General features: G+C 71.9%; 22 protein-coding genes. 9 read left to right on the forward strand and 13 right to left on the reverse strand.

Translation table 11 applies throughout. The features are described from left to right. Nucleotides 1-26: 26 nt before the first annotated feature. The 7 genes from priA to hisD are packed head-to-tail and all read right to left on the reverse strand — an operon-like array spanning nucleotide 27 to nucleotide 4,884. Nucleotides 27-749 (reverse strand): bifunctional 1-(5-phosphoribosyl)-5-((5-phosphoribosylamino)methylideneamino)imidazole-4-carboxamide isomerase/phosphoribosylanthranilate isomerase PriA, encoded by a 723-nt coding sequence (gene priA, locus DMB42_RS03395; protein WP_125630419.1) that lies wholly within the window; start codon nucleotides 747-749, stop codon nucleotides 27-29. After that, nucleotides 750-1,079, reverse strand: coding sequence for a hypothetical protein (locus DMB42_RS03400; protein WP_125630421.1), 330 nt, complete (start codon nucleotides 1,077-1,079; stop codon nucleotides 750-752). Further along, nucleotides 1,076-1,711 (reverse strand): imidazole glycerol phosphate synthase subunit HisH, encoded by a 636-nt coding sequence (gene hisH, locus DMB42_RS03405; RefSeq protein ID WP_221761992.1) that lies wholly within the window; start codon nucleotides 1,709-1,711, stop codon nucleotides 1,076-1,078. Before hisH ends, DMB42_RS03400 begins: the two co-directional genes overlap by 4 nt. Further along, on the reverse strand, nucleotides 1,708-1,863 hold the full coding sequence (locus DMB42_RS52950) for a hypothetical protein (RefSeq protein ID WP_185844440.1): 156 nt from the start codon (nucleotides 1,861-1,863) through the stop codon (nucleotides 1,708-1,710). The genes hisH and DMB42_RS52950 overlap by 4 nt, the downstream gene beginning before the upstream one ends. Beyond that, entirely contained in the window at nucleotides 1,860-2,453 is a 594-nt protein-coding gene (gene hisB / locus DMB42_RS03410; RefSeq protein WP_125630424.1) for an imidazoleglycerol-phosphate dehydratase HisB, read from the reverse strand. Before hisB ends, DMB42_RS52950 begins: the two co-directional genes overlap by 4 nt. Continuing rightward, the gene (locus DMB42_RS03415; RefSeq protein WP_125630426.1) at nucleotides 2,450-3,535 is read right to left on the reverse strand and encodes a histidinol-phosphate transaminase; all 1,086 of its coding nucleotides are present in this window, start codon (nucleotides 3,533-3,535) and stop codon (nucleotides 2,450-2,452) included. The genes hisB and DMB42_RS03415 overlap by 4 nt, the downstream gene beginning before the upstream one ends. Before the next feature lie 32 nt (nucleotides 3,536-3,567). Further along, nucleotides 3,568-4,884 carry a histidinol dehydrogenase gene (gene hisD / locus DMB42_RS03420; protein WP_125630428.1) on the reverse strand — a complete coding sequence of 439 codons (1,317 nt, stop codon included), beginning with the start codon at nucleotides 4,882-4,884 and terminating at the stop codon, nucleotides 3,568-3,570. 392 nt (nucleotides 4,885-5,276) lie between these two features. On the opposite strand from hisD, the gene DMB42_RS03425 reads away from it, so the two are divergent. The 3 genes from DMB42_RS03425 (at nucleotide 5,277) to DMB42_RS03435 (ending at nucleotide 8,119) form a co-directional block, all read left to right on the forward strand. Then, a complete protein-coding gene (locus tag DMB42_RS03425; protein WP_125630430.1) occupies nucleotides 5,277-5,471 on the forward strand; it encodes a hypothetical protein in 195 nt (64 codons plus the stop codon). Between the two features lie 48 nt (nucleotides 5,472-5,519). Beyond that, nucleotides 5,520-6,533 (forward strand): non-homologous end-joining DNA ligase, encoded by a 1,014-nt coding sequence (gene ligD / locus DMB42_RS03430; RefSeq protein ID WP_125630432.1) that lies wholly within the window; start codon nucleotides 5,520-5,522, stop codon nucleotides 6,531-6,533. Between the two features lie 131 nt (nucleotides 6,534-6,664). Next, nucleotides 6,665-8,119, forward strand: coding sequence for a serine protease (locus DMB42_RS03435; protein WP_125630433.1), 1,455 nt, complete (start codon nucleotides 6,665-6,667; stop codon nucleotides 8,117-8,119). Here the strand turns inward: DMB42_RS03435 and DMB42_RS03440 are convergent. Continuing rightward, nucleotides 8,116-9,237: an MFS transporter gene (locus tag DMB42_RS03440; protein ID WP_260477453.1), complete on the reverse strand. Its 1,122-nt coding sequence runs from the start codon at nucleotides 9,235-9,237 to the stop codon at nucleotides 8,116-8,118. The genes DMB42_RS03435 and DMB42_RS03440 overlap by 4 nt on opposite strands. Before the next feature lie 54 nt (nucleotides 9,238-9,291). On the opposite strand from DMB42_RS03440, the gene DMB42_RS03445 reads away from it, so the two are divergent. Beyond that, the gene (locus tag DMB42_RS03445; protein ID WP_125630435.1) at nucleotides 9,292-10,029 is read left to right on the forward strand and encodes a helix-turn-helix transcriptional regulator; all 738 of its coding nucleotides are present in this window, start codon (nucleotides 9,292-9,294) and stop codon (nucleotides 10,027-10,029) included. Between the two features lie 61 nt (nucleotides 10,030-10,090). Beyond that, nucleotides 10,091-10,546 carry a Cys-tRNA(Pro) deacylase gene (gene ybaK, locus DMB42_RS03450; RefSeq protein ID WP_125631198.1) on the forward strand — a complete coding sequence of 152 codons (456 nt, stop codon included), beginning with the start codon at nucleotides 10,091-10,093 and terminating at the stop codon, nucleotides 10,544-10,546. Between the two features lie 16 nt (nucleotides 10,547-10,562). On the opposite strand, the gene DMB42_RS03455 is transcribed toward ybaK, so the two are convergent. Then, nucleotides 10,563-12,884 carry a transglycosylase domain-containing protein gene (locus tag DMB42_RS03455; protein WP_260477454.1) on the reverse strand — a complete coding sequence of 774 codons (2,322 nt, stop codon included), beginning with the start codon at nucleotides 12,882-12,884 and terminating at the stop codon, nucleotides 10,563-10,565. A 19-nt stretch (nucleotides 12,885-12,903) separates the two neighbouring features. Continuing rightward, nucleotides 12,904-14,214, reverse strand: a complete 1,311-nt coding sequence (murA, locus tag DMB42_RS03460) for a UDP-N-acetylglucosamine 1-carboxyvinyltransferase (protein ID WP_260477455.1) — start codon at nucleotides 14,212-14,214, stop codon at nucleotides 12,904-12,906. Nucleotides 14,215-14,277: 63 nt separating this feature from the next. Here murA and DMB42_RS03465 point away from each other — a divergent pair, with 63 nt between their 5' ends. Next, a complete protein-coding gene (locus DMB42_RS03465) occupies nucleotides 14,278-14,790 on the forward strand; it encodes a hypothetical protein (RefSeq protein ID WP_125630437.1) in 513 nt (170 codons plus the stop codon). Here DMB42_RS03465 and DMB42_RS03470 read toward each other — a convergent pair. Then, complete coding sequence (locus tag DMB42_RS03470; protein WP_125630439.1) at nucleotides 14,787-16,163, reverse strand: amidase; 1,377 nt, start codon at nucleotides 16,161-16,163, stop codon at nucleotides 14,787-14,789. The genes DMB42_RS03465 and DMB42_RS03470 overlap by 4 nt on opposite strands. Before the next feature lie 118 nt (nucleotides 16,164-16,281). Continuing rightward, nucleotides 16,282-19,809 carry a DNA polymerase III subunit alpha gene (gene dnaE, locus DMB42_RS03475; RefSeq protein WP_125630441.1) on the reverse strand — a complete coding sequence of 1,176 codons (3,528 nt, stop codon included), beginning with the start codon at nucleotides 19,807-19,809 and terminating at the stop codon, nucleotides 16,282-16,284. A gap of 169 nt (nucleotides 19,810-19,978) precedes the next feature. Here dnaE and DMB42_RS03480 point away from each other — a divergent pair, with 169 nt between their 5' ends. Both DMB42_RS03480 and DMB42_RS03485 read left to right on the forward strand, forming a co-directional pair. After that, nucleotides 19,979-21,343 carry an amino acid permease gene (locus DMB42_RS03480; protein ID WP_221761993.1) on the forward strand — a complete coding sequence of 455 codons (1,365 nt, stop codon included), beginning with the start codon at nucleotides 19,979-19,981 and terminating at the stop codon, nucleotides 21,341-21,343. Nucleotides 21,344-21,469: 126 nt separating this feature from the next. Beyond that, complete coding sequence (locus DMB42_RS03485) at nucleotides 21,470-22,513, forward strand: SGNH/GDSL hydrolase family protein (protein ID WP_185844441.1); 1,044 nt, start codon at nucleotides 21,470-21,472, stop codon at nucleotides 22,511-22,513. A 33-nt stretch (nucleotides 22,514-22,546) separates the two neighbouring features. Here the strand turns inward: DMB42_RS03485 and DMB42_RS55935 are convergent, their stop codons facing one another. Beyond that, nucleotides 22,547-23,455 (reverse strand): chorismate mutase, encoded by a 909-nt coding sequence (locus tag DMB42_RS55935; RefSeq protein ID WP_125630444.1) that lies wholly within the window; start codon nucleotides 23,453-23,455, stop codon nucleotides 22,547-22,549. 286 nt (nucleotides 23,456-23,741) lie between these two features. On the opposite strand from DMB42_RS55935, the gene DMB42_RS03495 reads away from it, so the two are divergent. Then, nucleotides 23,742-25,493 carry a serine/threonine-protein kinase gene (locus DMB42_RS03495; protein WP_185844442.1) on the forward strand — a complete coding sequence of 584 codons (1,752 nt, stop codon included), beginning with the start codon at nucleotides 23,742-23,744 and terminating at the stop codon, nucleotides 25,491-25,493.

Genomic DNA, 25,493 nt, shown 5'->3' on the forward strand with positions numbered 1-25,493 from the left:
GCTCATTCCGCCCCCTCCCGGCGAACCTAAACGCGTACCGCGGCCAGCGCGTTCTCCAGAGTGAACGCGTGAGCGTACAGGGCTCTGCCCACGATGGCTCCCTCCACTCCGTCCGGGACGAGAGAAGCCAGTGACACCAGGTCATCAAGACTGGACACTCCGCCACTGGCGATCACGGGTTTGTCGGTGCGCGCGCAGATCCGGCGGTAGAGGTCGAGGTTGGGTCCCTGCAGCATGCCGTCCTTGGTGACGTCGGTGACGACGTAGCGGGGGCAGCCGTCGGCCTCCAGGCGGTCGAGCACCTCCCACAGGTCGCCGCCCTCCTCGGTCCAGCCGCGCGCGGCCAGGGTGGTGCCGCGTACGTCGAGGCCGACCGCGATCCGGTCGCCGTGCTCGGCGATGATCCGGCGGCACCAGTCGGGCTTCTCCAGCGCGGCGGTGCCGATGTTGACCCGGCGGCAGCCCGTGGCCAGGGCGGCGGCCAGGGACTCGTCGTCGCGGATGCCGCCGGACAGCTCCACGTTGACGTCGAGCTTGCCGATCACCTCGCTGATCAGCTCCTTGTTGGAGCCCCTGCCGAACGCGGCGTCGAGGTCGACCAGATGGATCCACTCGGCGCCCGCCGCCTGCCAGGCCAGCGCCGCGGCGAGCGGCTCGCCGAAGCCGGTCTCGGTCCCGGCCTCCCCCTGGACGAGGCGTACGGCCTGGCCATCGGCCACGTCAACGGCGGGAAGCAATACGAGCGACATTCAGGTCCTCCGGTCGAAAGCGAGAGTCACGACAACGGGTGCGAGCAGCAGGGAGAAGACGAACACGGCGAGGCTCAGCGCCGGCGAGCCCCACACGAGCCACGCGATCGCCTGCACGATCAGGAAGCCGAGCGCCACCACGACGTTCTGCGCGCGGCGGCGGCGGGCGATCAGGCCGCCCTGCCGGGCGAACCTGACCGGGCGCGGGACCAGGCGGGCGGCGAACGCGCGGCGCCGGGCCCGGCGCGCCTGCCGCTCCTCGTTGAGCCGGATCGCGCGCGCCCGCTCGGCCTCCCGCCCGGCCCGCCGGCGCGAACGCTCCTTGCTCACAGGGTCTGCAGCCAGTTTCCCAGCAGCGCGGCTCCCGCGTCGCCGGACTTCTCGGGGTGGAACTGGGTGGCCATGAGCGGGCCGTTCTCGGCGGCGGCCACGAACGGCACGCCGTGCTCGGCCCACGTCACGACGGGCTCGCCGAAGCCCTCGTCGGCGGGGTGGAGCTCCCACTCGCGCACGCCGTAGGAGTGCACGAAGTAGAAACGGGTGGCCGCGTCGAGGCCGGCGAACAACACGCTGTCACCGGGCGCCTTGACCGTGTTCCACCCCATGTGCGGCAGCACGGGCGCCTCCAGCCGCTCGACCGTGCCAGGCCACTCGCCGCAGCCCTCGGTCTCGACGCCGTGCTCGACGCCCCTGGCGAACAGGATCTGCATGCCGACGCAGATGCCCAGCACCGGACGCCCACCGGCCAGGCGGCGGCCGATGACCTGCTCGCCGCGTACGGCCCTGAGCCCGGCCATGCACGCCGCGAACGCCCCGACCCCCGGCACGACCAGGCCCTCGGCCTCCAGCGCCACGTCGAAGTCGGCGGTCACGGTGACGTCCGCGCCCACCCTGGCCAGCGCCCGCTCGGCCGAGCGCAGGTTGCCCGAACCGTAGTCGAGCACCACGACCTTCCTGCTCACCACCACAACACCCCCGCCGTGATCGCCATCACCGCGCCGAGCCCGCAGATCGCGGCGCCCACCTTGAGCCCCTGCTTGGCCAGCGAGAACACGCCTCCGCCGAGGAACAGCCCGATGAACACCATCACGCCGGCGAGAAGGTTGTCGGTCATAGCACGCCCTTGGTGCTCGGCACGCCCGAGGCGCGCGGGTCGAGCTCGGACGCCTCGCGCAGCGCCCTGGCCAGCGCCTTGAACTGGGACTCGACGATGTGGTGAGCGTTGCGCCCGTACGGCACGTGGACGTGCAGGCAGATGGCCGCCTGGGCGACCAGCGACTCCAGGATGTGCCGGGTCATCGTCGTGTCGTAGTCGGGGCCGATCATCGGGGCCATGCCCTCGGGCTCGGTGTGCACGAGGTAGGGCCGCCCGGACAGGTCGACCGTGACCTGGGCCAGCGACTCGTCCAGCGGGCACGACGCGCTGCCGAACCGCCGGATGCCCGACTTGTCGCCCAGCGCCTGGCGGAAGGCCGCGCCCAGCGCCAGCGCGGTGTCCTCGATCGTGTGGTGGGAGTCGATGTGCAGGTCACCCTCGGTCTTGACGGTCAGGTCGAACAGACCGTGCTTGCCGAGCTGGGCCAGCATGTGGTCGAAGAAGCCCACCCCGGTCGAGACGTCGACCAGGCCGGTGCCGTCGAGGCCGACCTCGACCAGGACCGAGGTCTCCTTCGTTGCCCGCTCCACGCGCCCTACGCGACTCACAGAACCTCCTCCATCGCGGCGCGGAAGGCCGCCATCTCCTCGCCGGTGCCGATCGACACACGCAGCCATTCTGGCGGGCCCACCTCGCGGATGAGCACGCCGTGCGCCAGCAGCCCCTCCCACACCTTCCGCCGGTCGGGGAAACGCCCGAACAGCACGAAGTTGGCGTCGGAGTCGGCCACGTCGAGCCCCTTGCCGCGCAGCCACGCCACCGTCGCGTCGCGCTCGCGGCGCAGCGCGTCGACCGTGCCGAGCAGTTCGTCGCGGTGCCGCAGCGCCACCAGCGCCGCCGTCTGGGTGAGCGTCGACAGATGGTACGGCAGCCGCACCAGCAGCAGCGCCTGCACCACGGCCGGGTGCGCGGCCAGGTAGCCGAGCCGGGTGCCCGCCATGGCGAACGCCTTGGACATCGTCCGGGTGACGATCAGCCTGGGGTGGCGCGGCAGCAGCGTGAGCGCCGACGGGGTGCCCTCGCGGGCGAACTCGGCGTAGGCCTCGTCGACCACGACCACGCCCGGCGCGGCGGCGAGCACGGCCTCGATCGTCGACAACGGCTGCGCGGTGCCCGTCGGGTTGTTGGGCGAGGCAAGGAAGACGATGTCGGGGCGGTGCTCCTCGATCGCCGCGACGGCCTTGCCCGGGTCGAGCGAGAAGTCGTCCTCGCGGGCCGCGCCGATCCACTCGGTGCTGGTGCCGGTGGTGATGATCGGGTGCATCGAGTACGACGGCTCGAACCCGATCGCGGTGCGCCCGTGGCCGCCGAACGCCTGAAGGATCTGCTGGAGCACCTCGTTGGAGCCGTTGGCCGCCCACACCTGCTCGGTGGTCAGCCCGTGGCCGAGGTAGGCGGCCAGACCGGCGCGCAGCTCGGTGGCGTCCCTGTCGGGGTAGCGGTTGAGCTCGGCCGCGTTCACGCCGACGGCCTCGGCCAGGTCGGCGACCAGCGCGGGCGAGGGCGGGTAGGGGTTCTCGTTGGTGTTGAGCCGGACCGGCACGTCGATCTGGGGCGCGCCGTAGGGCGAACGGCCCCGCAGGTCGTCGCGGATCGGCAGGTCGTCGAGCGTCACAGCGGCGGGGCTCACGCCGGGACTCGCAGCGGAATTCACAGCGGGTTTCACTCTGTCTCCGTGGGGACTCGCCAGTCGAAGCGGGCGCGGACGGCGGCGCCGTGCGCCGGCAGGTCTTCGGCGTCGGCCAGCACCGAGACGTGGGCGGCCGCCTGGGCCAGGGCCTCGCGGGTGTAGTCGACGACGTGGATGCCGCGCAGGAACGACTGCACCGACAGGCCGCTGGAGTGGCAGGCGCAGCCACCCGTGGGCAGCACGTGGTTGGACCCGGCGAGGTAGTCGCCGAGCGACACCGGCGCGTACGTGCCGACGAAGATCGCTCCGGCGTTGCGGATCCGGGCCGCGACCTCGGCCGCGCCGGCGGTGTGGATCTCCAGGTGCTCGGCGGCGTAGGCGTCGACGACCTTGATGCCGTCCTCGATCGAGGAGACCAGCACGATGCCCGACTGCCGGCCGCCCAGCGCCTCGGTGATGCGCTCGGAGTGGCGGGTGGCCGAGACCTGGCCCGGCAGCTCCTTCTCGACCGCCTCGGCCAGCTCGGGGCTGGTGGTGACCAGGACGGCGGCGGCGATCGTGTCGTGCTCGGCCTGGCTGATCAGGTCGGCGGCGACGTGCACCGGGTCGGCGGTCTCGTCGGCCAGGATGGCGATCTCGGTCGGACCGGCCTCGGAGTCGATGCCGATGCGGCCCTTGAGCAGGCGCTTGGCGGCGGCGACCCAGATGTTGCCGGGGCCGGTCACCATGGTCGCGGGCGGGCACTCCTCGGTGCCGTAGGCGAACATGGCCACGGCCTGCGCGCCGCCCACGGAGTAGACCTCGTCGACGCCGAGCAGCGCGCACGCGGCCAGGATGGTCGGGTGGGGCAGCCCCCCGAACTCCTTCTGCGCCGGGCTCGTCACCGCCAGCGAGGCGACGCCCGCCTCCTGCGCCGGTACGACGTTCATGACCACGCTGGAGGGGTAGACGGCCCGGCCGCCGGGCACGTAGAGGCCCACGCGGTCGACCGGCACCCAGCGCTCGGTCACCGTGCCGCCGGGTACGACCTGCGTGGTGACGTCGGAGCGGCGCTGGTCGCGGTGGACCAGCCGGGCCCGCCTGATCGACTCCTCCAGCGCGGCCCTGACCCGGGGGTCGAGCTCGTCGAGCGCCCGCCGGATCTCCGCGGTGGGGACACGGGCGGAGGCGATCTCGACGCCGTCGAACCTGGCGGTCAGCTCCCGTACGGCCGCCGCCCCGCGATGGCGCACGTCGTCGCAGATGGGCCGCACCTTCTCCAGGGCGGCCTCGACGTCGAGCTCGGCGCGGGGCAGCACGTCGCGCAGGTCCTCCGGAAGGGAACCGCGCATGTCAATACGGGAAATCACCCTGACAGTCTACGGAGTCCGGACCGCGGATCCGGTTCTGTCCACCATGCGGGACACACCTACGGGACCCGCACGGGACGGAGTCCAAGAACGTTAGCGGGCGGCCGCGAGCACGGCGTTCGCCGACACCGCCTCGCGGCCGCCCGAGCCCCGGACCGGGCCAAGCCGGGGCAGGACGCCGTGGCCGCCACGGGGGCGCGGCCACAGCAGGGGAATGGCTTGTGGCCCCCTTCTGCCCTGCCCGGCTGGTGTCTAACACCTTGAGGCAAGAAAAACTCTGGGCGAGTTCAAATTAACCTTGCCCTGGTTTGCCCTGCTCGGCGCGGCAGCGGCCACACCCTCACGCCTTTCGTATTACCTGTCCATTATGTCCGTTCGCCTACCCTGGCGGCATGGGACAGTGGCGAGGCCCGGGCGGCATCCTGGTGGAGGCGATCATCCTCGATGATCGTCCGCTGCTGCGCGTCTCACACCGCGTCAACGGCCGCAGGTACCTGCGCGGCTACTGCACGACCGTCTCCGAACTGGGCGAACACGGCGTAGATCTCGCTGAACTGGTAGAAGACACCCCACTTGACCATTTGTAGACCCCGGTCCGCCACTGTCGATCAGAGGCCCGGGGTACGGCATGGTCCATGGTGCGGCTGCCGGCCTACGCGCCGATGATGGCCCAGCTGGGCACCCTGACCTCCGTTCAGGGCGCCGGCTGGGCCGTGGAGATGAAGTGGGACGGCGTCCGCGCCCTCGCCTACGTCGAAGGCGGGTCGGTGCGCCTGATGTCCCGCAACAACAAGGACATCACCGCCGCCTACCCCGAACTGCAGCTCATGGCCGGTTCGACGGGCAGGCGGGCGGCCGTGATCGACGGCGAGATCGTCGCCTTCGACGAGACCGGACGGCCCAGCTTCGCCGCGCTGCAACCCCGGATGCACCAGCGCAACCCCGCCTCCGTGGCCGAGCTGACCCGGGCCGTGCCGGTGACGTTCATGGCCTTCGACATCCTGCACCTCGACGACGACAGCGTGATCGGCCGCCCCTACAGCGAACGCCGCGAGCTGCTGGAGAACACCCTGCGGCCCGGCTTCCGCTGGGAGGTGCCGGTCTGGTTCTCCGACCACGCCGACCGCGCCTTCGACTCCTCCCGGCAGCTCGGGCTCGAAGGGATCGTGTGCAAGCGGCTCGGGTCCCCGTACCGGCCGGGGCGGCGCAGCGGCGAATGGACCAAGATCAAGAACGTCAGCGCCGCCGAGGTCGTGATCGGCGGCTGGCAACCCGGCGGCGGACGGCGGTCCGGCATGATCGGCTCGCTGCTGCTCGGCGCCTACGACCGGCACGGCCGCCTGCTCTACGTCGGGCACGTCGGCACCGGCTTCACCCAGCAGATGCTGCGCGACCTCCACGACCTCCTCGCCCCTCTGGAACGCCCCGGCCCGCCCTTCGACGAGCCCGTGCCGCGCGAGCACTCCCGTCACGCCCACTGGGTCGAGCCCCGGGTGGTCGGCGAGGTCCAGTACGCCGAGGTGACCGGCGACAACCGCCTGCGCCACCCCTCCTGGCGCGGCCTGCGCCCCGACCGCGAGCCGCACGACGCCGGCACCGCCGAGTTCCTGCCCCCCGGAGGCTCCCCCGGCGACGCCGCCGTCGGCTGACCTCCTGACCGGAGGCGCCCCAGCCGCACCCACGCCCCCCGAAGGCGCGACACGTCCCGTTTCAGCACTCTAAGCGATCAATTCGTGACTTACAGTGATCGGAATTGCTTGCGACCGTTCAAGGGGACATCGTGTCGAAGACTCTGGTCACCACGCTGGCCGCGCTGGCCGCCCTCTCGCTCGCCACCACACCCGCCGCCGCCGAACCGCCGCCCCTCAAGGCCCACGCCCGGACCCCCAGCCAGAACGCCGGCGCCGCGTCCTCACCGCTCATGCGCCCCGGCCGCTCCGCCCGCTACTGGACACCCGGCAAACAGGCCAAGGCCAAGGCCGTCGACCTGCCCCTCAGCGCAACCGGGGGCGGGGCCGCCGCCGAACGGCGCAGCGTACCGGGCGGCAAACGGCTCACCCCCGAAGGCGACGCCAACGGCTACGCGCGGGTACGCCGGCCGTACACCGCCGACGACAGCAGCCGCGTCACCGGACGGCTGTTCTTCGTCAACGGCTCCGGCCGCGACGACTCCTGCACCGCCTCCGTCGTCCGCTCGGCCAGCCGGCTCCTCGTGATCACCGCCGCCCACTGCGTCTACAGCAGTCCCGACGGCTCCGGGGAGGGCCGCTGGCACACCCACTTCGCCTTCGTCCCCGCCTACGACGGCCGCGCCGACACCGCGCGGCAGCGCGAACCGTACGGCAGGTGGGGCGGGCGGCGCGCCTGGAAGCCCGACGCCTACACCGGGCGGACCGGCGGCGACTGGAACTCCGTCTACGACGTCGCGCTCGTCGAGGTCGGCGGCCGGAACCGGACGCTCCAGGACACCGTCGGCGCCTTCACCCCGCTGCGCAACGAGGGCGGCCGCTTCACCATCTCGACCGCCGGCTACCCCGGCGTACTCGGCCGCCGCCCCTACGACGGCCGCGACCAGCTGTGGTGCCTGGGACGTACCCAGCAGGCCAGCGAGGAGGACGCCGAAGCCGACATGCTCGCCGCCCGCCTGGCCGGGACGGACGCGCCTACCGGGCGGATGGAGACGTACAACTGCCATCTGGCCAAGGGCCACAGCGGCGGGCCGTGGGTCGTGCGCGGCAGCAGCGACCTGGTCGGCGTGTTGTCCTCCGGCAAGGAGGACGGCGAGCCCGACGGCAACTCCGTCGCCACCGCGCTCAACCTGGAGGGCTACGGCGCGATCGTGCACGAGGCCGACCCCCAGGGCGTCTACGACTCCCTGTCCCTCGACGCGACCGGCCCCGACGGGCCCGTACGCCGCGGCGGCACCGCCACCGTGACCGCGACCGTCACCATGCACGGGCTCATGGCCGCCGCCCAGGTGCCCGTCACCGTCACACTTCCGCCCGGCGCCTCCCTGACCTCCGTCAACGGCGCTTCCTGCCGCCGCGGCGACCGGCGGGCCGAGTGCACGATCGACGTCATCCACCCCGGCCGGCCGGTACGCCTCACCGCCAAGCTCGCCGTCGGCCGCCACGCCGGCGCCGCCCTGCCGGTCGCCATGCACGTCACCTCCACCCGCCTGGACCCCGCCCAGCGCGACAACTCCGCCGTCGTCCGCCTGCGCACCGCCGGTTAGGCGGGCTCCAGCGCCGGTTCCCGCAGCGTGCGCGCCAGCAGCCAGGCCAGCACCGGGAAGGCGATCAGGCAGGCCAGCGCCGTCCGCAGCGTGGTGGCCTCGGCCATCACGCCCACCAGCGGGCTGGTCAAACCGCCGACGCTCACCGCCAGCCCCAGGGTGACGCCGCCGGCCGTGCCCACGCGGTTCGGCAGGAAGTCCTGGCCCAGGGTCACGTGCAGCGAGAACGGGACGTACAGGGCGACGGAGGAGGCCGCCACGAAGAGGTAGACCAGCGGGCCCGGCGCCAGCACCACCCCGGCCACCGCGGGGACGGCCGCCGCGTAGGCCACGCGCATCGCCGGCACCCGTCCCCACCGCACCGCCAGCCGGCCGCCCAGCACCGTGCCCGCCGCGCCGCCCGCGAACAACACGAACAGCGCCACCGCGCCCGCCGCGCCGCCGCCGACGTACAGGGCCACGAACGCGCTCAGGCCGACGTACACCACCGAGCGGAAGACGATCACCAGCGTCAGCCGGGCGAACCCCGGCCAGTCGTCACGGCCGCCGGCCCGCGCGACCGCCCGCGACCCGCCACGCGCGCCGGTCAGCACGCGCACCGCCGGCAGCGTCAGCGCCGCGCCCAGCACCGCCGGCGCCGCCAGCAGCGGCCCCCCCCCGAGCCCCCACACCGACAGCAGCGGCGTCACCAGTACGGGCGCCGAGGCGAACCCGAGCGTCCCGCCCAGGGAGAACCAGCTCATCGGCACGTGGCCGCCCTCGCTCGCGATCCTGGCCAGCCGCGCCGACTCCGGATGGTAGGCGGCCACCCCCAGCCCCGACAGCGCCGCCGCCAGCCACGTCAGCGCGTACGAGCCCGTCACCCCCGCGAGGGCCACCCCCGTCCCGGCCACCACCGTGGCCAGCGGGATCAGCCACGGCATCCGCCACCGGTCGGTCAGCACCCCGAAGACCGGCTGCACGACCGACGACGACAACGTGGCCGCCAGTACGATCCCCGACACCGCCACATAGCCGTACCCCCGCCCGGCCACCAGGAACGGCACCAGCGCCGGCACCGCCCCCTGATAGAAGTCCACGCACGCGTGCCCCGCCGCCAGCGACCAGATCCTGTTCACGCTCCCGATGATTTCCCGGCGGAATCTGGCCTGCTTCCGATAAAATGCCAATCTATGCCGAACATCCGCCACACCCCGGTGGCGCCGACCGGCCGCCGTCCCCTGGCGCCCGGCACGGGCATCGACGCCCACCGGCACGACACGCACCAGATCGCCTACGCCCGCGCCGGCATGCTCTCCGTCACCACCGAAGCGGGCACCTGGGTCGCCCCCGCCAACCGCGCGATCTGGGTGCCCGCCGGCACCGTGCACGAACACCGCGCCCACGGCAGCACCGACCTGCGCCTGATCGGCCTCACCGGCAACCCGCTGATCCTCGACCGGCCCGCCGTGCTCGCCGTCGGCCCGCTGCTGCGCGAGCTCATCGTCGCCTGCACCGACGACGACGCCCCCACCGGCGACGAGCGCGAACGGCTGCTCGCCGTGCTGTTCGACCGGCTCAGGCGGGCCCCCGAGCAGCCCTTCCACGTGCCCACCGCCAGGGACGCGCGACTGGCCGCCGTCTGCGCGATCCTGCACGACGAGCCCGCCGACGGGCGTACGCTGGCCCAGCTCGCCGTCCGGACCGGCACCAGCGAGCGCACGCTCGCCCGGTTGTGCCGCCGCGAGCTCGGCATGAGCTTCCCCCAGTGGCGCACCCAGCTCCGCCTGCACCACGCCCTGCTGCTGCTCGCCGACGGCCTGCCGGTGACCGTGGTGGCCCATCGCTGCGGCTGGGCCTCGGCGAGCGCGTTCATCGACGTGTTCCGGCGCGCGCTGGGGTACACCCCGGGCCGCGCCTTTACATTGTAGATTCGCTACACTCGGGAACGTGAGCAAATCCAAGGGCAAGGGCGGCGGCACTCCGGCCACCATGGCGCTGACCAAGGCCAAGGCCGACTTCACGCTCCACCCGTACGAGCACGACGCGAGCGCCCAGGCCTACGGCGAGGAGGCGGCCGACGCGCTGGGCGTGCCGTACGAGAGGATCTTCAAGACGCTGGTGGCCGAGGTCGAGAGCGGCCTCGCGGTGGCGGTCGTGCCCGTGTCGGGCAAGCTCGACCTCAAGGCCCTGGCCTCGGCGCTGGGCGGCAAGCGGGCCGCCATGGCCGACGCCGCCAAGGTCGAACGGGTGACCGGCTACGTGGTGGGCGGCATCAGCCCGCTCGGCCAGCGCAAGCAGCTTCCGACCGTGGTCGACTCCTCCGCGCTCGACTTCGAGACGATCTACTTCTCGGCCGGCCGGCGCGGGCTCCAGATCGAGACCGCCCCCGACAACCTGATCACCCTCACCCGCGCGGTCACCGCGCCCATCGGCAAGGCGGGCTGAGCACCCCGCCGGCCGCCTACCACATGCGGTGGCGGGGCCGGCGGACCCCCGGGTCGGGCCGGCGCTGCCCGCCCCTGCGGAACCCCGGATCGGCCGGGCGCTGCCCACCCCGCTGGAACCCCGGGTCGCGCGGGCGCTGCCCGAGCAGCCACTCGAACAGGCGCCGGTGGTGCCGGAAGAAGGCCCGCTCGCCGGGCCGTTTCTTCTTCTCCTCCGCCGCCTCGGCCTCCTTCAGGCCCGGCGTGAACCCGCCGCCGAAGCGGCCCATGTCCGGTCCGGGGAAACCCCTCGGCTCGGTGTTGGTCAGCGCCTGCTCCATCGACTGCACCCAGATCGGGCCGGGCAGCGACGCCCCCTGCACCGCGCCGTAGTACTGGTCGCCGATCTGCACGCCCTGCAGCGGGTAGCGGTAGGAGCCCCGGATGTCCCCCACGCTCACGGCCGCCGCCAGGTCCGGGGTGTACCCGGCGAACCAGGCCGAGGTGTAGCCGTTGTTGGTGCCGGTCTTGCCGGCGGCCGGGCGGCCGATGCTCTGCCCCTGCATGGTGCCCTTGTCGAACACCCCGGACAGGACGTAGTTGACGGCGTCGGCGACGGGCCGTTCCAAGACCTGCTCGCAGGAGGGCGGCACGTGCGTACGCCGGCCGCTCCGGTCGGTGATCTCCACGATGGCCAGCGGCCGGCAGTGCACGCCGCGCGCCGCGAACGTGGCGAACGCCCCCGCGACCGTCACCGGGTCCATCTCGTTGACGCCCAGCGTGAACGTCGGCACCTCGCGCAGCGGCCCGCCGTCGGCCCGCACCGCGCCGAGCGCCTTGGCCGTCTTGACCACGGCGCAGAGCCCGACCTTGCGCTCCAGCATCATGTAGAAGATGTTCACCGACTTCCAGGTGCCGGTCTCGATGCTGTGCGGCCCGCCCGAGCCCTCGCCGCTGGCGTTGAGAATGCGTGTCTCGGGGTCGTTGACCGGGCGTCCGGCGCAGTTGCGGTAGCCCTGCGCGGGCACCAGCTCCCCCGGCGTCATGAAGCCGTCGCCGAACCGCCAGCCCTGCTGCAACGCCGTGGCCAGCGTGAACACCTTGAACGTCGATCCGGCCTGGAAACCCTGGCCACCGCCGTGCGCCACGTCGGCGGGGAGGTTGAAGGTGGTTCTGGGGCCGTTCTTCTTGTTGCCGCGGTTGCGGCCGAACTGCTTGCTCGCCGCCATCGCCCTGATCCGGCCGGTCGCCGGCTCGATCATGGCCTCGGCGGCGACCTCGGTGTCCTCGGGCGCGACGTGCCGCTGGATGGCGCGCTCGGCGGCGCGCTGCGCGATCGGGTCGAGGCCGGTCCTGATCACCAGGCCGCCCCTCGCCATCCTGGCCCGCCGTTCGGCCGGGGTGTTGCCGAACGCCGGGTTCGACAGCAGCTCGTGCTGGACGTACAGGCAGTAGTAGGGGTACGCGCTCTGCCCGCAGCCACCGGGCTCGGGCCGCAGGCGCAGGGCGAGGGGGCTGCTCTTGGCGGCGCTCGCCTGGGCCTGCGTGATCAGCTTGAGCCCGGCCATGCGGTCCAGCACGAGGTCGCGCCGCTCCTTCAGCCGCGCCTGGTGCGACCTGCCGAGCGAAGGATCGGTCGAGTACGGCATCCGCACCGCCCCGGCCAACGTGGCCGCCTGCGTCAGCGTCAGCTTGGAGGCCGTGGTGGAGAAGAAGCGCCGGGCCGCCGCCTCCACGCCGTGGGCGCCCGCGCCGAAGTAGGCGATGTTCAGGTACCGTTCGAGGATTTCGTCCTTGCGGTACTTGCGTTCCAGGGCCAGGGCGTACCGCAGTTCGGTGATCTTGCGGGCCAGGTTGGGGGCGCGCGCCCGGTCCCGTTCGGCGTCGGTACGCGCGCTCTCCACGAGGATGTTCTTGACGAGCTGCTGCGTCAGCGACGAGCCGCCCTGCCGGATGCCGCCCGCCTGCGTGTTGGTGAGCAGCGCCCGCAGCGTGCCCCTGACGTCGAGGCCGCCGTGCTCGTAGAAGCGGGCGTCCTCGATGGCCACGATGGCCTTGCGCATCACGGGCGTGACGGCCCCGAGCGGCACGGCCGTCCTGTTGGCCTCGTAGAACTGGGCGAACTGCCTGCCGTCCTTGTCCAGCAGCCTGGTCACCTGTGCCAGGGGCTCCTCGCGCGGCGCGGGCGGCAGGTCGACGAAGGTGTCGACGACGCTCTTGCCGGCCAGCCCGGCACCGCTCACCACCGGTACGGCCAGTGCCGCCGCCAGCACCCCGCCGAGCGCCCCCGCCATGGCGAGGCCGGCGATGGATCTGAGTACGGTCACGCAGATGATCTGCAACCAGCAGATCAGCGGCAAACGCCCGCTTCCTCGCTCTTTACCGTTCTCTACGGATGTTCAGACCAAGCGAGGCGAACTGCTCGTACGGCCTGTGGTATCCCCGCTCGATGTGGTGCACCCCGCGCAGCGTGGACGTCCCGTCGGCCACCGCCGCCGCCAGCACGGCCGAGAACCCGGCCCTGATGTCGGGCAGCGTCACGTCGGCGCCCCGGAGCTTGGACACCCCGCGCACCACGGCCGAGTGGCGGGCGTTGGTGTCGTGGTAGCGGCAGGCGGGCCCGCCCAGGCACTGGTCGAACACCTCGATCTCGCAGCCCATCTTCTGCAGCGCGGGCACGTAGACCAGGCGGTTCTCGAAGACCGTCTCGTGCAGCACCGACATGCCCTGGCTCTGCGTGAACAACACCATGAGCGGCGTCTGCCAGTCGGTCATGAACCCGGGGTGGGTGTCGGTCTGCACGGCCGCCGAGCGCAGGCCCTCGGGCGGCGCGGTGGCGCACAGGTACTCGTCGTTGATGTCGAACTCGGCGCCCATCCTGGCCAGCGTGGTGATGGCGGTGACCAGGCGGTCCTGGGGGCAGCCGTGCACGCGTACCTCTCCCCCGGTGACCAGCCCGGCCGCCAGGTAGGAGAACGCCTCGATGCGGTCGCCGGTCAGCCAGGTCGAGGCGCCGCGCAGGTGCTCCACGCCCTCGATGACGATCCGGCGGTCGGGCGACAACTCGATCCTGGCGCCCATCCGCTGCAGGAACAGCGCCAGCTCGACCACCTCGGGCTCCATGGCCGCGTTCTTCAGCACGGTCTTGCCCTCGGCCAGCACCGCCGACATGAGGATCGTCTCCGTGGCGCCCACGCTCGGGTACGGCAGTTCGAGCCGGGCCCCGTTGAGCCGTTTGGCCTTGGCGGAGATGCCGCCGTCGCCCACCTCCACCTCGGCCCCCATCGCGCGCAGCGCCTCCACGTGGAAGTTCACCGGCCGCCGGCCGATCGGGTCGCCGCCGACCAGCGGGACGAATGCCTCCCCCGCCAGGTGCAGCAACGGGCCGAGCATGAGGATGGGGATGCGGTTGAGCCCGGTGAACGCGTCGGGCACCCGTGGCCTGATCTCCGCGCCGCGCGCGATGCGGATCTCGGAGCCGGAGATCTCGACGTGGATGCCGAGCGCCTCCAGCATCGCCGCGGTGATGCCCACCTCGCCCACCTCGGGGGCGTTGCCGATGATGCTCTCCCCGTCACCGAGCATGGCCGCGACCATGTGCTTGGACACACCGTTCTTGGAGCCCCGTACGACGACGTCCCCGCGGAGGGGGCCGGAAGGCTCGATCAGCCAGACCTCTTCTGCAATCACGAAGTGAGCCTAACCGGGAGATACCATCAAGCTGGTTCGGATGCAGTTGTGAGGGGGAGTGGCGTGACGAGGGAAGTACGCGCTTTTGCGGTAACTGTCCTCATACTCGCCACACTCGGGGTCGCCGCCGGGCTGAGCTGGTCCGCGATCTCGCCGCGGGCGCCGTACCAGCTGACCGAGCGCGGGCCGGTGCTGGCCGATCTCACCACGCAGGCGCTGATCGCGGCCGACGGGTGGTTCGCGGTGATCACGGGCGCGCTGGGGCTGCTCTGCGGCGGCCTGGCGTGGTTCGCCGGGCGGCGGTGGATGCTGGCGGTGCTGCTCGGGCTGTGCGCGGGCGGGGTGGCGGGGAGCTTCCTGACGTTGTGGGCCGGGTCCACGTTCACGATCGGGGCGGTCGTGGTGGAGGCCGCCGCGGAGCCCGGGGTGCGGATCGTCCCCGGGGCGCTGAAGCTGACCGCGCAGGGCGTGCTGGTGGCCTGGCCGCTGCTCGCGGTCGGCCTGTTCGGGCTGCTCGAAGGCATGCACGGCTACCGGGAGTCGCCGCTGCGGCAGCCGTACGGGATCGAGCACTAGCCCCACAGCGGCGGGCGGCGCAGGCCGTGGCCGGTGGCCTGCTCGAACGCGCGGGCCACGCGCAGCACCCGGGCGTCGGCGAACGGCCGCCCGACGATCTGCACCCCGACCGGCAGCCCCTCGGGCGTGAATCCCGCCGGCACCGACGCCGCCGGCGCGTGCAGCACGCTGATCCAGTACGCCGAGCGCATCCAGGCCAGGTAGTCCGGCAGGCGCTCACCGTTGATCTCGCTCACGTGCGGCTGATCGACCGGGAACGGCGGCACCTGGCTGACCGGCGCGATCAGCACGTCGTAGGTGTCGAAGAAGTCGGCCATCCGCTGGTAGAGGCCGCTGCGCAGCCGTTCGGCGCGGGCCAGGTCGGCGCCGGAGACCAGGCGGCCCTGCTCGACGTTCCAGCTCGTGTTGGGGCCGAGGCCGGTCAGGTCGCCGAAGGACAGGGCGTAGTACCAGGCCCGGTAGATCCGGAAGGCGTCCTCGGCGTCGGACAGGTCCAGCGCGACCTCCTCCACGTGCGCCCCGAGCTGCTCGAACACGGCCGGCGCCGTCGCGGTCACCGCGGCCGTACGCGGGTCCACCGGCAGCCCGCCCAGGTCGGGGCTCCAGGCCACCCGCATCCCGCGCACCCCCTGCTCGGGCTCGGGCGCGAACACCTCCTTGATCGCGAACGGCGACCGCGCGTCGAACCCGGCGACGGCCCCGAGCATCAGCGTGAGGTCGTCGACCGTCCGCGCCATCGGCCCCGGCACGGCCAGCGTGTACCAGGCGGCCGTGTCGCTCGGGTCGGGGACGCGGCCCGGCGTGGGACGCAGGCCCACCACGTTGCAGAAGGAGGCGGGGTTGCGCAGCGAGCCGCCCATGTCGGAGCCGTCGGCCAGCGGGACCATGCCGGTGGCCAGGGCCGCCGCGGCCCCGCCGCTGCTGCCGCCGGCGGACCTGCCGAGGTCGTAGGGGTTCCTGGTGGCGCCGAAGACCTGGTTGACGGTGTGCGAGCCGGTGCCGAACTCGGGGGTGTTCGTCTTGCCGATCGTGATCGCCCCGGCGGCGCGCAGCCGGCGGACGATCAGGTCGTCCTGCCCCGGGACGTTCGCGGCGAACAGCGGGGAGCCGTACGTGGTGCGGATGCCCGCGGTGTCCACCAGGTCCTTGTGGGCGACCGGGACGCCGTGCAGCGGCCCCACGGGCTCGGCGGCGTCGGCCCGTGCCGCCGCCTCCAGCGCCCGTTCGGCCACCAGGGTCACAATGGCGTTCACCTCGGGGTTGACCTGCTCGATCCGGTCGAGGTGGGCCTGGAGCAGCTCCACGGCGCTCAGCTGCCCGGTCCTGACGAGGTGGGCCATCTCCGTCGCGGTCAGATAGTGCAGTTCGCTCACCCTGCGATCCTGCCCCAGCCGTGCCCGCCTGACGACGGCAACATCACCCCACCCGCCCCACCTCCCTTGTCACCCCCCAACAACCGGGCTCGGGGGCGGCGGGGTGTGGGCCGCGGGGTCAGGCGCCGAGGCAGGCGGGGCCGAGGAGTTGTTTGAGGTCGCCCATCAGCGCCGGCGACGGCGTGACGCGCAGCCGGTCGTCGACCCGCATGACCGTCGTCCTGGGCCCGTTGTGCACCTGGAGGTGCACCTCGGACGTGCCCGGATGCGTGGTGAGGATCTCCTTCAGCCGCCCGACCACCGGCGGCGTGCACCGGGTCAGCGGCAGGCTCACCAGCAGCGGCCCGCCCGCCTCCTGGGTCAGGTCGGGTGCGGTCACCTCCATCGCGATGATCTTGGCGACGTCCTCACGCTTGTCGATGCGCCCCTTGACGAAGACGATCGCGTCCTCGGCCAGGATCGTCGAGCACAGCTGGTACGACGACGGGAAGATCATCACCTCGATCGCGCCTTCGAGGTCCTCGAGCTGGGTGAGCACCCACGTGTCACCCTTCTTGGTGACCTTGCGCTGCACCCCGCTCAGGATGCCGCCCACCGTCACCACGTGCCCGTCGGCCCGGCTCTCGTCCTGGACGGCGGCGATCGAGCAGTCGGCCCCCGCGGCCAGGATGTGCTCCACGCCGAACAGCGGATGGTCGGAGACGTAGAGGCCGAGCATCTCGCGTTCGAACTGCAGCAGTGTGTTCTTGTCCCACTCCCCCACCGGGATCTGCACGTCGAAGGTCTGGTCCTCGCCGCCGTCGATCGCGCCGAACAGGGAGTCCTGGCCGATGGCCTCGTTCTTCTTGATGTCGATGATGGCGTCGACGGCCTGCTCGTGCACCATGACCAGGCCCTTGCGCACGTGACCGAGCGCGTCGAAGGCCCCGGCCTTGACCAGCGACTCGATCACGCGCTTGTTGCACACGATCGCGGGCACCTTGCGCAGGAACTCCTTGAAGTCGGCGAAGCGGCCCTTGGACTTGCGCGCCGAGATGATGCCGTCGACGACGTTGCCGCCGACGTTGCGCACCGCCGACAGGCCGAAGCGGATGTCGGTGCCGCGCGGGGTGAAGTCGAAGTCGGAGTCGTTGACGTCCGGCGGGAACACCTTGATGCCCATGCGGCGGCATTCGTTGAGGTAGAGGGCCGACTTGTCCTTGTCGTCCTTCACGCTCGACAACAGCGCCGCCATGTACGCGGCCGGATAGTTGGCCTTGAGGTAGGCCGTCCAGTAGGAGATCAGGCCGTAGGCCGCCGAGTGGGCCTTGTTGAAGGCGTAGTCGGAGAAGGGCAGCAGGATGTCCCACAGGGTCTTGACGGCATCGGCCGAGTAGCCGTTGTCCTTCATGCCCCCTTCGAAGGACTCGAACTGTTTGTCCAGCTCGGACTTCTTCTTCTTGCCCATCGCACGGCGCAGCAGGTCGGCCTTGCCGAGCGAGAACCCGGCGACCTTCTGCGCGATGGCCATGACCTGCTCCTGATAGACGATCAGGCCGTAGGTCGTGTCGAGGATGTCGGCCAGCGACTCCTTGAACTCGGGATGGATCGGGGTGATCTCCTGCTGGCCGTTCTTGCGCAGGGCGTAGTTGGTGTGGGAGTTGGCGCCCATCGGGCCGGGACGGTAGAGGGCGCCGACGGCCGAGATGTCCTCGAAGTTGTCGGGCCTCATCAGCCGCAGCAGCGAGCGCATGCCGCCGCCGTCGAGCTGGAACACGCCCAGAGTGTCGCCCCTGCCCAGCAGCTCGTACGTCTTGCGGTCGTCGAGCGGCAGCTTCAGCAGGTCGATCTGCTCACCGATCGTGGACTGGATCATCTTCAGGCAGTCGTCGATGATCGTCAGGTTGCGCAGGCCCAGGAAGTCCATCTTCAGCAGGCCGAGCGTCTCGCAGGTCGGGTAGTCGAACTGCGTGATGATCGCGCCGTCGGAGTCGCGGCGCATGATCGGGATGTGGTCGGTGATCACCTCGCGGGACATGATCACGCCGGCGGCGTGCACGCCGGTCTGCCTGATCAGGCCCTCCAGGCCCTTGCCGAGGTCCATCGTCGACTTGACGTCGACGTCTTCCTCGTAGAGCTTGCGCAGCTCGCCGGCCTCGTTGTAGCGCGGGTGGTCCTTGTCGAAGATGCCCGACAGCGGGATGTCCTTGCCCATCACGGCCGGCGGGAACGCCTTGGACACCTTGTCGCCCAGCGCGTAGGGATAGCCCAGGACGCGACCGGCGTCCTTGATGGCGGCCTTCGCCTTGATGGTGCCGAACGTGGCGATCATGGCGACCTTGTCGGCGCCCCACTTCTCGGTCACGTAGCGGATGACGTCGCCGCGCCTGCGCTCGTCGAAGTCGATGTCGACGTCGGGCATGGAGACGCGGTCGGGGTTGAGGAAGCGCTCGAAGATCAGGCCGTGCGGGAGCGGGTCGAGGTCGGTGATGCCCATCGCGTACGCCACCAGCGAGCCGGCCGCCGAGCCACGGCCCGGGCCGACCGGGATGCCGTTCTGCTTGGCCCACATGATGAAGTCGGCGACCACGAGGAAGTAGCTCGGGAAGCCCATCTGCTCGATGATGCCGATCTCGTAGTCGGCCTGCTTCTTGTGCTCGGCGTCGTAGCCCCCGGGCCAGCGGCGGTCCATGCCCTCCCACACGGTGGCGCGGAAGAACTCGCTCTCCGTCATGCCGTCGGGGATGGGGTAGGTGGGCATGAGGTTCTTGAACTCGAAGAACCCCGCCGGGTCGACCTTCTCGGCCACCAGGAGCGTGTTGCGGCAACCCTCGGCCCACAGGTCGGAGGAGTCGACCGCGCGCATCTCGTCGGCGGTCTTGATGTAGTAGCCGGAGCCGTCGAAGCGGAAGCGGTCGGGGTCGGAGAGCTGCTTGCCCGTCTGGATGCACAGGAGGGCGTCGTGGGAGGAGGCGTCGGACTCGTAGGTGTAGTGGGAGTCGTTGGTGACCAGCGGCGGGATGTCGAGGTCGGCGCTGATGCGGGTCAGGCCGTCGCGGACCCGGCGCTCGATGTCGAGCCCGTGGTCCATGATCTCCAGGAAGAAGTTGTCCTTGCCGAAGATGTCCTGATATTTCGCGGCGGCCTTGAGCGCCTCGTCGTACTGGCCGAGCCGCAGCCGCGTCTGCACCTCGCCCGACGGGCAGCCGGTGGTGGCCATCAGGCCGTCGGAGTGCTCGGCCAGGATCTCGGCGTCCATGCGCGCCCACTTGCGCACGAAGCCCTCGGTGTAGGCGCGCGAGCTGAGCTTCATGAGGTTGTGCAGGCCGGTCTTGTTGCGCGCCCAGATCGTCATGTGGGTGTAGTAGCCACCCGCCGAGACGTCGTCCTTCTTCTGGTGGGGCTCGCCCCACAACACCGGCTTCTTGTTGTGCCGCAACTCCGGCGCGACGTAGGCCTCGATGCCGATGATCGGCTTGATGTCGGCGGCCGTGGCCTGGCGGTAGAAGTCGTACGCGCCGTGCATGTTGCCGTGGTCGGTGATCGCGATGGCGGGCATGCCCAGGTCGCCGACCTGTTTGAACATCTGCTTGAGCCGCGCGGCCCCGTCGAGCATGGAGTATTCGGTGTGCACATGCAGATGGACGAACGAGTCGCTGGACGGCATGGAGCGGCGCCTCCCCGGGCCTGGATGCGATGGTGCGCTCCGACTCTAGTGGGCCGGACCGACATCCCGGAGCCGCCTCGCGCGCCCCGCCCGACCGGCGCGCCGGAAGCGGCGTGGCCACCGGCCTCGATATCGTCTCCCTCACGCAAAGTAATGAAGGAGACACCGGGTGCGCACGCAGTCCGACGAGGGATACAGCCACGCGCTGGGCAACCGCCAGATCCAGATGATCGCGATCGGCGGCGCGATCGGGGTGGGCCTGTTCCTCGGCGCGGGCGGCCGGCTGGCCGCCACCGGGCCCGCGCTCGTGCTCTCCTACGCCGCCGCCGGGCTGGCCGCCTTCTTCGTCATGCGAGCGCTCGGGGAGCTCGTGCTCTACCGTCCCGCCTCGGGCTCCTTCGTCGAGTACGCCGGTGAGTTCATCGGCCCCTGGGCGGCCTTCGCCAGCGGCTGGATGTACTGGGTCAACTGGGCCTTCACCGGCATCGCCGAGCTGACCGCCATCGCCGCGTACATCCATTACTGGGCCCCCGGCTTCCCCCAGTGGCTGACGGCGCTGCTCGCGCTGGGGTTCGTGCTGGTGGTCAACCTGCTGTCGGTCCGCCTGTTCGGCGAGCTGGAGTTCTGGTTCGCGATGCTGAAGGTGGTGGCCATCGTGATCTTCCTGGTGGTCGCGCTGGTGCTGGTGGTGTTCGCCGTCGGCGACGCGGGGCCTTCCAACCTGGTCGCGCACGGCGGCTTCCTCCCCACGGGCTTCCCGCTGGTGCTGATGAGCCTGCAGTCGGTGGTGTTCGCCTACGCCTCGATCGAGCTGGTCGGCATCACCGCCGGCGAGACCGCCCGGCCCCACGAGGTCATGCCGCGGGCGATCAACGGCGTGATCTGGCGCATCGCGGTCTTCTACGTGGGCTCGGTGCTGCTGCTGGCGATGGTCCTGCCGTGGACGGCCTACAGCGCGGGCACCTCGCCGTTCGTCACGTTCTTCGCCGGTCTGGGGGTGCCGTGGGCGGCCGACGCCATGAACCTCGTCGTGATCACGGCCGCGCTCTCGTCCTGCAACTCCGGCCTGTACGCCACCGGCCGCATCCTGCGTTCGATGGCCACCAAGCGGGAGGCGCCCGCCTTCGCCGCCGCGCTGAGCTCCCGTCACGTGCCGATCGGCGGGATCGTGTTCACCGCGGCCATGTTCCTGGGCGGCGTGGCGCTGTTCTACTACCTGCCCGAGCGCGCCTTCAACATCGCCACCGCCGTCGCCTCGCTGGGGGTGATCAGCACCTGGGGGGTGCTGGTGTACTGCCAGATGCGGTTGCGCGGGACGGGGCACCGGTCGTCGTTCCCGATGCCGGGGTCGCCGTACACCAACTGGCTGACGCTCGGGTTCCTGGCGCTGGTCGTCCTGCTGATGCCGTTCGCCGACCGCGATCAGCAGGTGGCGTTCTTCCTGAGCCCGGCCCTGGCCGCGGCCATCTCGCTCGGCTGGATGGCCGTACGCCGCCGCCGTCGGCCGCGGCCGGCCACGCAGGAGGCGGGTTAGTCTCGTCCGGGCAGGAGTCGCCGCTCGGGGGAGGCCACACTGGACAAGCTGGACGACACACTGGATCCCGCGCCCCTTGAGACGGCGCCCCCTGAGACGGCGCCCCCGTCTCCCGAGGCGCCCGCCGTGAAGCGGTGGGGGGTCGTGCGGGTGGTGGCGGTGGCCGCCGCCCTGGGGGCCGCGCTCGCGCTGCTGGGCGTGCCGCTGGGCGTCTACCCGAAGCTCGCCTGCGCCGTGCTCTCCCCCGGCTGCGCCACGGACCCGCTCCAGGAGCCGCGCGGCCGCCTGCCGCGGCTGACCCGGCTGACGCCCGTCCAGGTCGCGCTGAGCGGCACGTACGTCGCACTCGGCGACTCCTACTCCTCCGGCGAGGGTGTCTACGAGCAGGACGGCAGCCCGGTCAACGGCGGCGCCGACCGCTGCCACCGCGCCCGCGGCTCCTACGTCCCGCTGGTGGCCGGCGCCCACGACTTCAGCGGCGGCAACGCCTTCTACGCCTGCAGCGGCGCCACCACCCGCCAGCTCCTGTCCGGCCAGTACGGCCAGCAACCCCAGATCACCCGCGTCGACCCCTCGGCCAGCTTGATCACCTTGAGCATCGGCGGCAACGACGCCGGGTTCACCGACGTCCTCACGGGCTGCATCGTCAAGCTGCCGTGGTCGTCGGCCTGCGTCGACCAGGACGCCGAGGTCGCCCAGCGCATCGACGAGCTGCGGCCCAGCCTGTTCAAGGTGCTCGGCGAGCTGCGCGCCCGCGCGCCGCGGGCCCGGGTGATCGTCCTCGGCTATCCCAGGCCGTTCCCCGCCTCGCCGTCCCAGGCCGTCGACAATCTGGGCGTGGCCGACCAGCGATGGCTGAACACGGTGACCCGCAAGCTCAACGACACGGTCGGCGCCGTGACGGCCCAGTACGACCGCGGCCTGGCCGGGCTCGGCGCCCCCGGGAGCGTGGAGTACGTGGATGCCTACGAGGCGTTCACCGGCCACGAGGCCGGCACCGCGCAGCCGTACCTCAACAGCCTGGCCCTGGACGTGGACGCCCTCACCGTCAACGCCCGCAGCTACCACCCGACCGGCGACGGCTACCGCCGCTTCGCCGAGCTGATCAACCGCCAGATCGCCGCCGGCCCCGGCCGGCCCCTGCACAACTTCCAGACGGCCGCCCCCTGACCGGCTCCCGGGCGGGCCAGGGGGCGGACCGGGTCAGGGGCGGGCGCGTTCCTCCGACAGGTGGAGGCCCGCCTCGATGACGGCGTTCATGACGGCCGCCAGCCGCTCCTCCCCGAGCTGCGGCGCCCGCGTCGCCATCCTGGCCACCAGCGCCCGCTCCCGTGCCAGGTCCCGTCCGGCGAACCCGCCGACGGGCTTGAGCCGCTGCACGACGCCCGCCAGGGCGGCCCGGCGCTCCAGGAGGGTGGCCAGCGCGGCGTCCACCCGGTCGATCGCCTCCCTGCACTCGGCCAGCGTGCCGGGCGCCTCGGGCCGCAGCAGCGCCCCGACCAGCGTCACGGCCTCCTCGGCCGCCCGCAGGTCCGCCACCCCGACAGCACCCGCGCCCGCCTGGCCGGCCGCATCGCCTTCCTGGTGCAAGGTACGCGAGGGCCCGGCGACGACGAGACCGTCCGCGCCCGCCGCCACCGCCGCCGCCGACAACCCCGGGTCACGCGAGACGTCGGCCAGCACCGGGCGCCCCGACACCGCCCGCGCGGCCCGCAGCACCCCGAGGTCCAGCCGGCCGCCCTCGCACAGGACCACCTGGTCGTTGCCCTCGGCCGCGCAGTAGCCCGCCAGCTCCACCCACTCCTCCACCGAGGCCGACGGCCGCCGTTCCACCACCACCGGCAGGCCGAGCCCGGCCGCGGCGCGCACCAGCGGGATGTCCCGCGTCCACGACGCGCCCACCACCACGGCGTCGGCGAGCGCCGCGATCGCCGGCAGGTCCGCCGCCGAGTACGGCTCGGCCAGCGTGGCCCGCTCCCGCAGCACCTCACGCGCGTCCGCCTGCCCCCGATGAGGGCGCAGGCTCACCCGCCCGCCGATCACCACGGCCGGGCCGTCACCCACACGCTGCCCGCCGATCGTCACCATGTGCCGTTCCAAGGTCGATGTCATCTCGACTCCCCGCTCGGGCCGGCCCCGCGAAGCCGGCAGGAAAACCAAAAAGGCAGAGACGGGGCGTCTCTGCCTTGTGCCGACTCCAGGTGGTCGCTAGCTGACGACCGGCCCTCCCGGAGCCGGCTCGATAAACGTGTAGCGACAAGTCATGTCTGAACCTTACACCGCCCCTCCACCTGCTGGACGTTCCTTCTCACATCGCGGACTGACCTTCCGGCGAGTCGCCGATGATCCCTCGCTATGGGAGTATTTCTTGGCCGAGAGGGAGGGTTTGAGGCCGTTGATGTCGGATCGCAAGCAGGACGGACGCCGCATCGCCGGCCGGTACCAGCTCCAGGAGCCCATCGGCAAGGGCGGCATGGGAATCGTCTGGCGTGCCCACGACGAGCTCCTCGACCGCACGGTCGCGGTCAAGGAGGTCCGCTACGCCGCTGCCCTGGGCGACGAGGTGCAGCTGCTCAACCGGCGTACGATGCGCGAGGCGCGGGCCGCGGCCAGGTTCGAGCACCCCAACGTGATCGTCGTCCACGACGTGATCGAGGAGGACGGCCGGCCCTGGATCGTCATGCAGCTCGTGCAGTCACGCTCCCTCGGGGCGGTGATCAAGCAGGAGGGGCCGCTGCCGCCCAAGCGGGTGGCCGAGATCGGCGTGGCCGTGCTCGACGCGCTGCACCGCGCGCACGAGTCCGGCGTGCTCCACCGCGACGTGAAGCCCGAGAACGTGTTGCTGGCCGACGACGGCCGGGTCGTGCTCACCGACTTCGGCATCGCCACGCTGGAGACCGAGACGCAGCTCACGGTGACCGGCCTGGCCGGCACCCCGGCGTTCATCGCGCCCGAGCGGCTCAAGGGCCTGCCCGCGCGCCGCGAGTCCGACCTGTGGTCGCTCGGCGCGACGCTCTACACGGCCGTCGAGGGCCGCTCGCCGCACGAGCGCGGCATGGCGCTGGCCACGATGCACGCCGTCCTGACCGACGAGCCCGACCCCGCGCCGCACGCGGGCCCGCTGACCGACGTGATCAGCGGGCTGCTGGTCAAGGAGCCGGTGCAGCGCCTGTCGTACGAGGAGACCGCGCGGCTGCTGCGCGAGGCCATCGCGGCGGCGAGCCCGCCGGAGACCAGGCGTTTCCCCAGGCAGAAGCTGCGCGTGCCCGCGCCCGTCGAGGACGAGGACGACACCCCGACCGACCCCGACCTGCCCAACCCCGCCCCCAGGCCGCGATCCAGGGCCGCCGCGACGCCGCCGCCGGTCGAGACCGGCCGGCGGCTCACGCCCTCGCCCGAGGACGGCGCGCCCACGGGCCGGCCCACGGTGGCCTCCCGGCAGGAGGGGCGCAAGTACGGGCTGATCGCCGCGGCCGCCGCGGCGGTCGTGCTGGTCGCCGGGATCGGCGGCTACCTCGGGCTGAGCTCGGCCCCCGAGGAGCCGGCCTCCAGGCCGCCACAGGCCAGGCAGTCCTCCAAGGCTCACCCCTCGGCCTCCGCCTCCGACCCCAAGTCGGGCACCGAGTCGCAGCCGGCCTCGCCGTCGGCCACGGCCACGGCCACGCCGGCGGCCACGCCGGACAAGACCAAGGAGGCCGACCCGCTGCCCAGCGGCTGGAAGATGTACAAGGACAAGCAGCTCGGCTTCTCCATCGGGCTGCCCAAGGGCTGGGACGTCTGGGACCGCGGCGGCCGGCAGGTCAAGTTCAAGGGCCCGGGCGCCGCCTCGAACGCCTACCTCATGATCGAGGAGGCGGCCAGGCCGGGCAAGGACCCGTACAAGGACTGGAAGAGGCAGGAGCCGTCGCTCAAGAACAACTTCGGCGGCTACAAGAAGCTCGGCATCAAGAAGGTCGACTACATGAAGGCCGCCGCCGACTGGGACTTCACCTGGAACACTGACACGGGCAAGACGCGGGTGCGCGACCGTGGCTTCATCACCGACAACGGCAGGGCGTACGCCATTTACTGGCACACCCTCAACAGCCACTGGAAGAAGGACTACCACCTCTTCGAGGGCTTCGCCGCGACCTTCAAGCCCGCGAAGTAG

This window comes from Nonomuraea sp. WAC 01424 (assembly GCF_003947315.1).
Lineage (GTDB): Bacteria > Actinomycetota > Actinomycetes > Streptosporangiales > Streptosporangiaceae > Nonomuraea > Nonomuraea spiralis.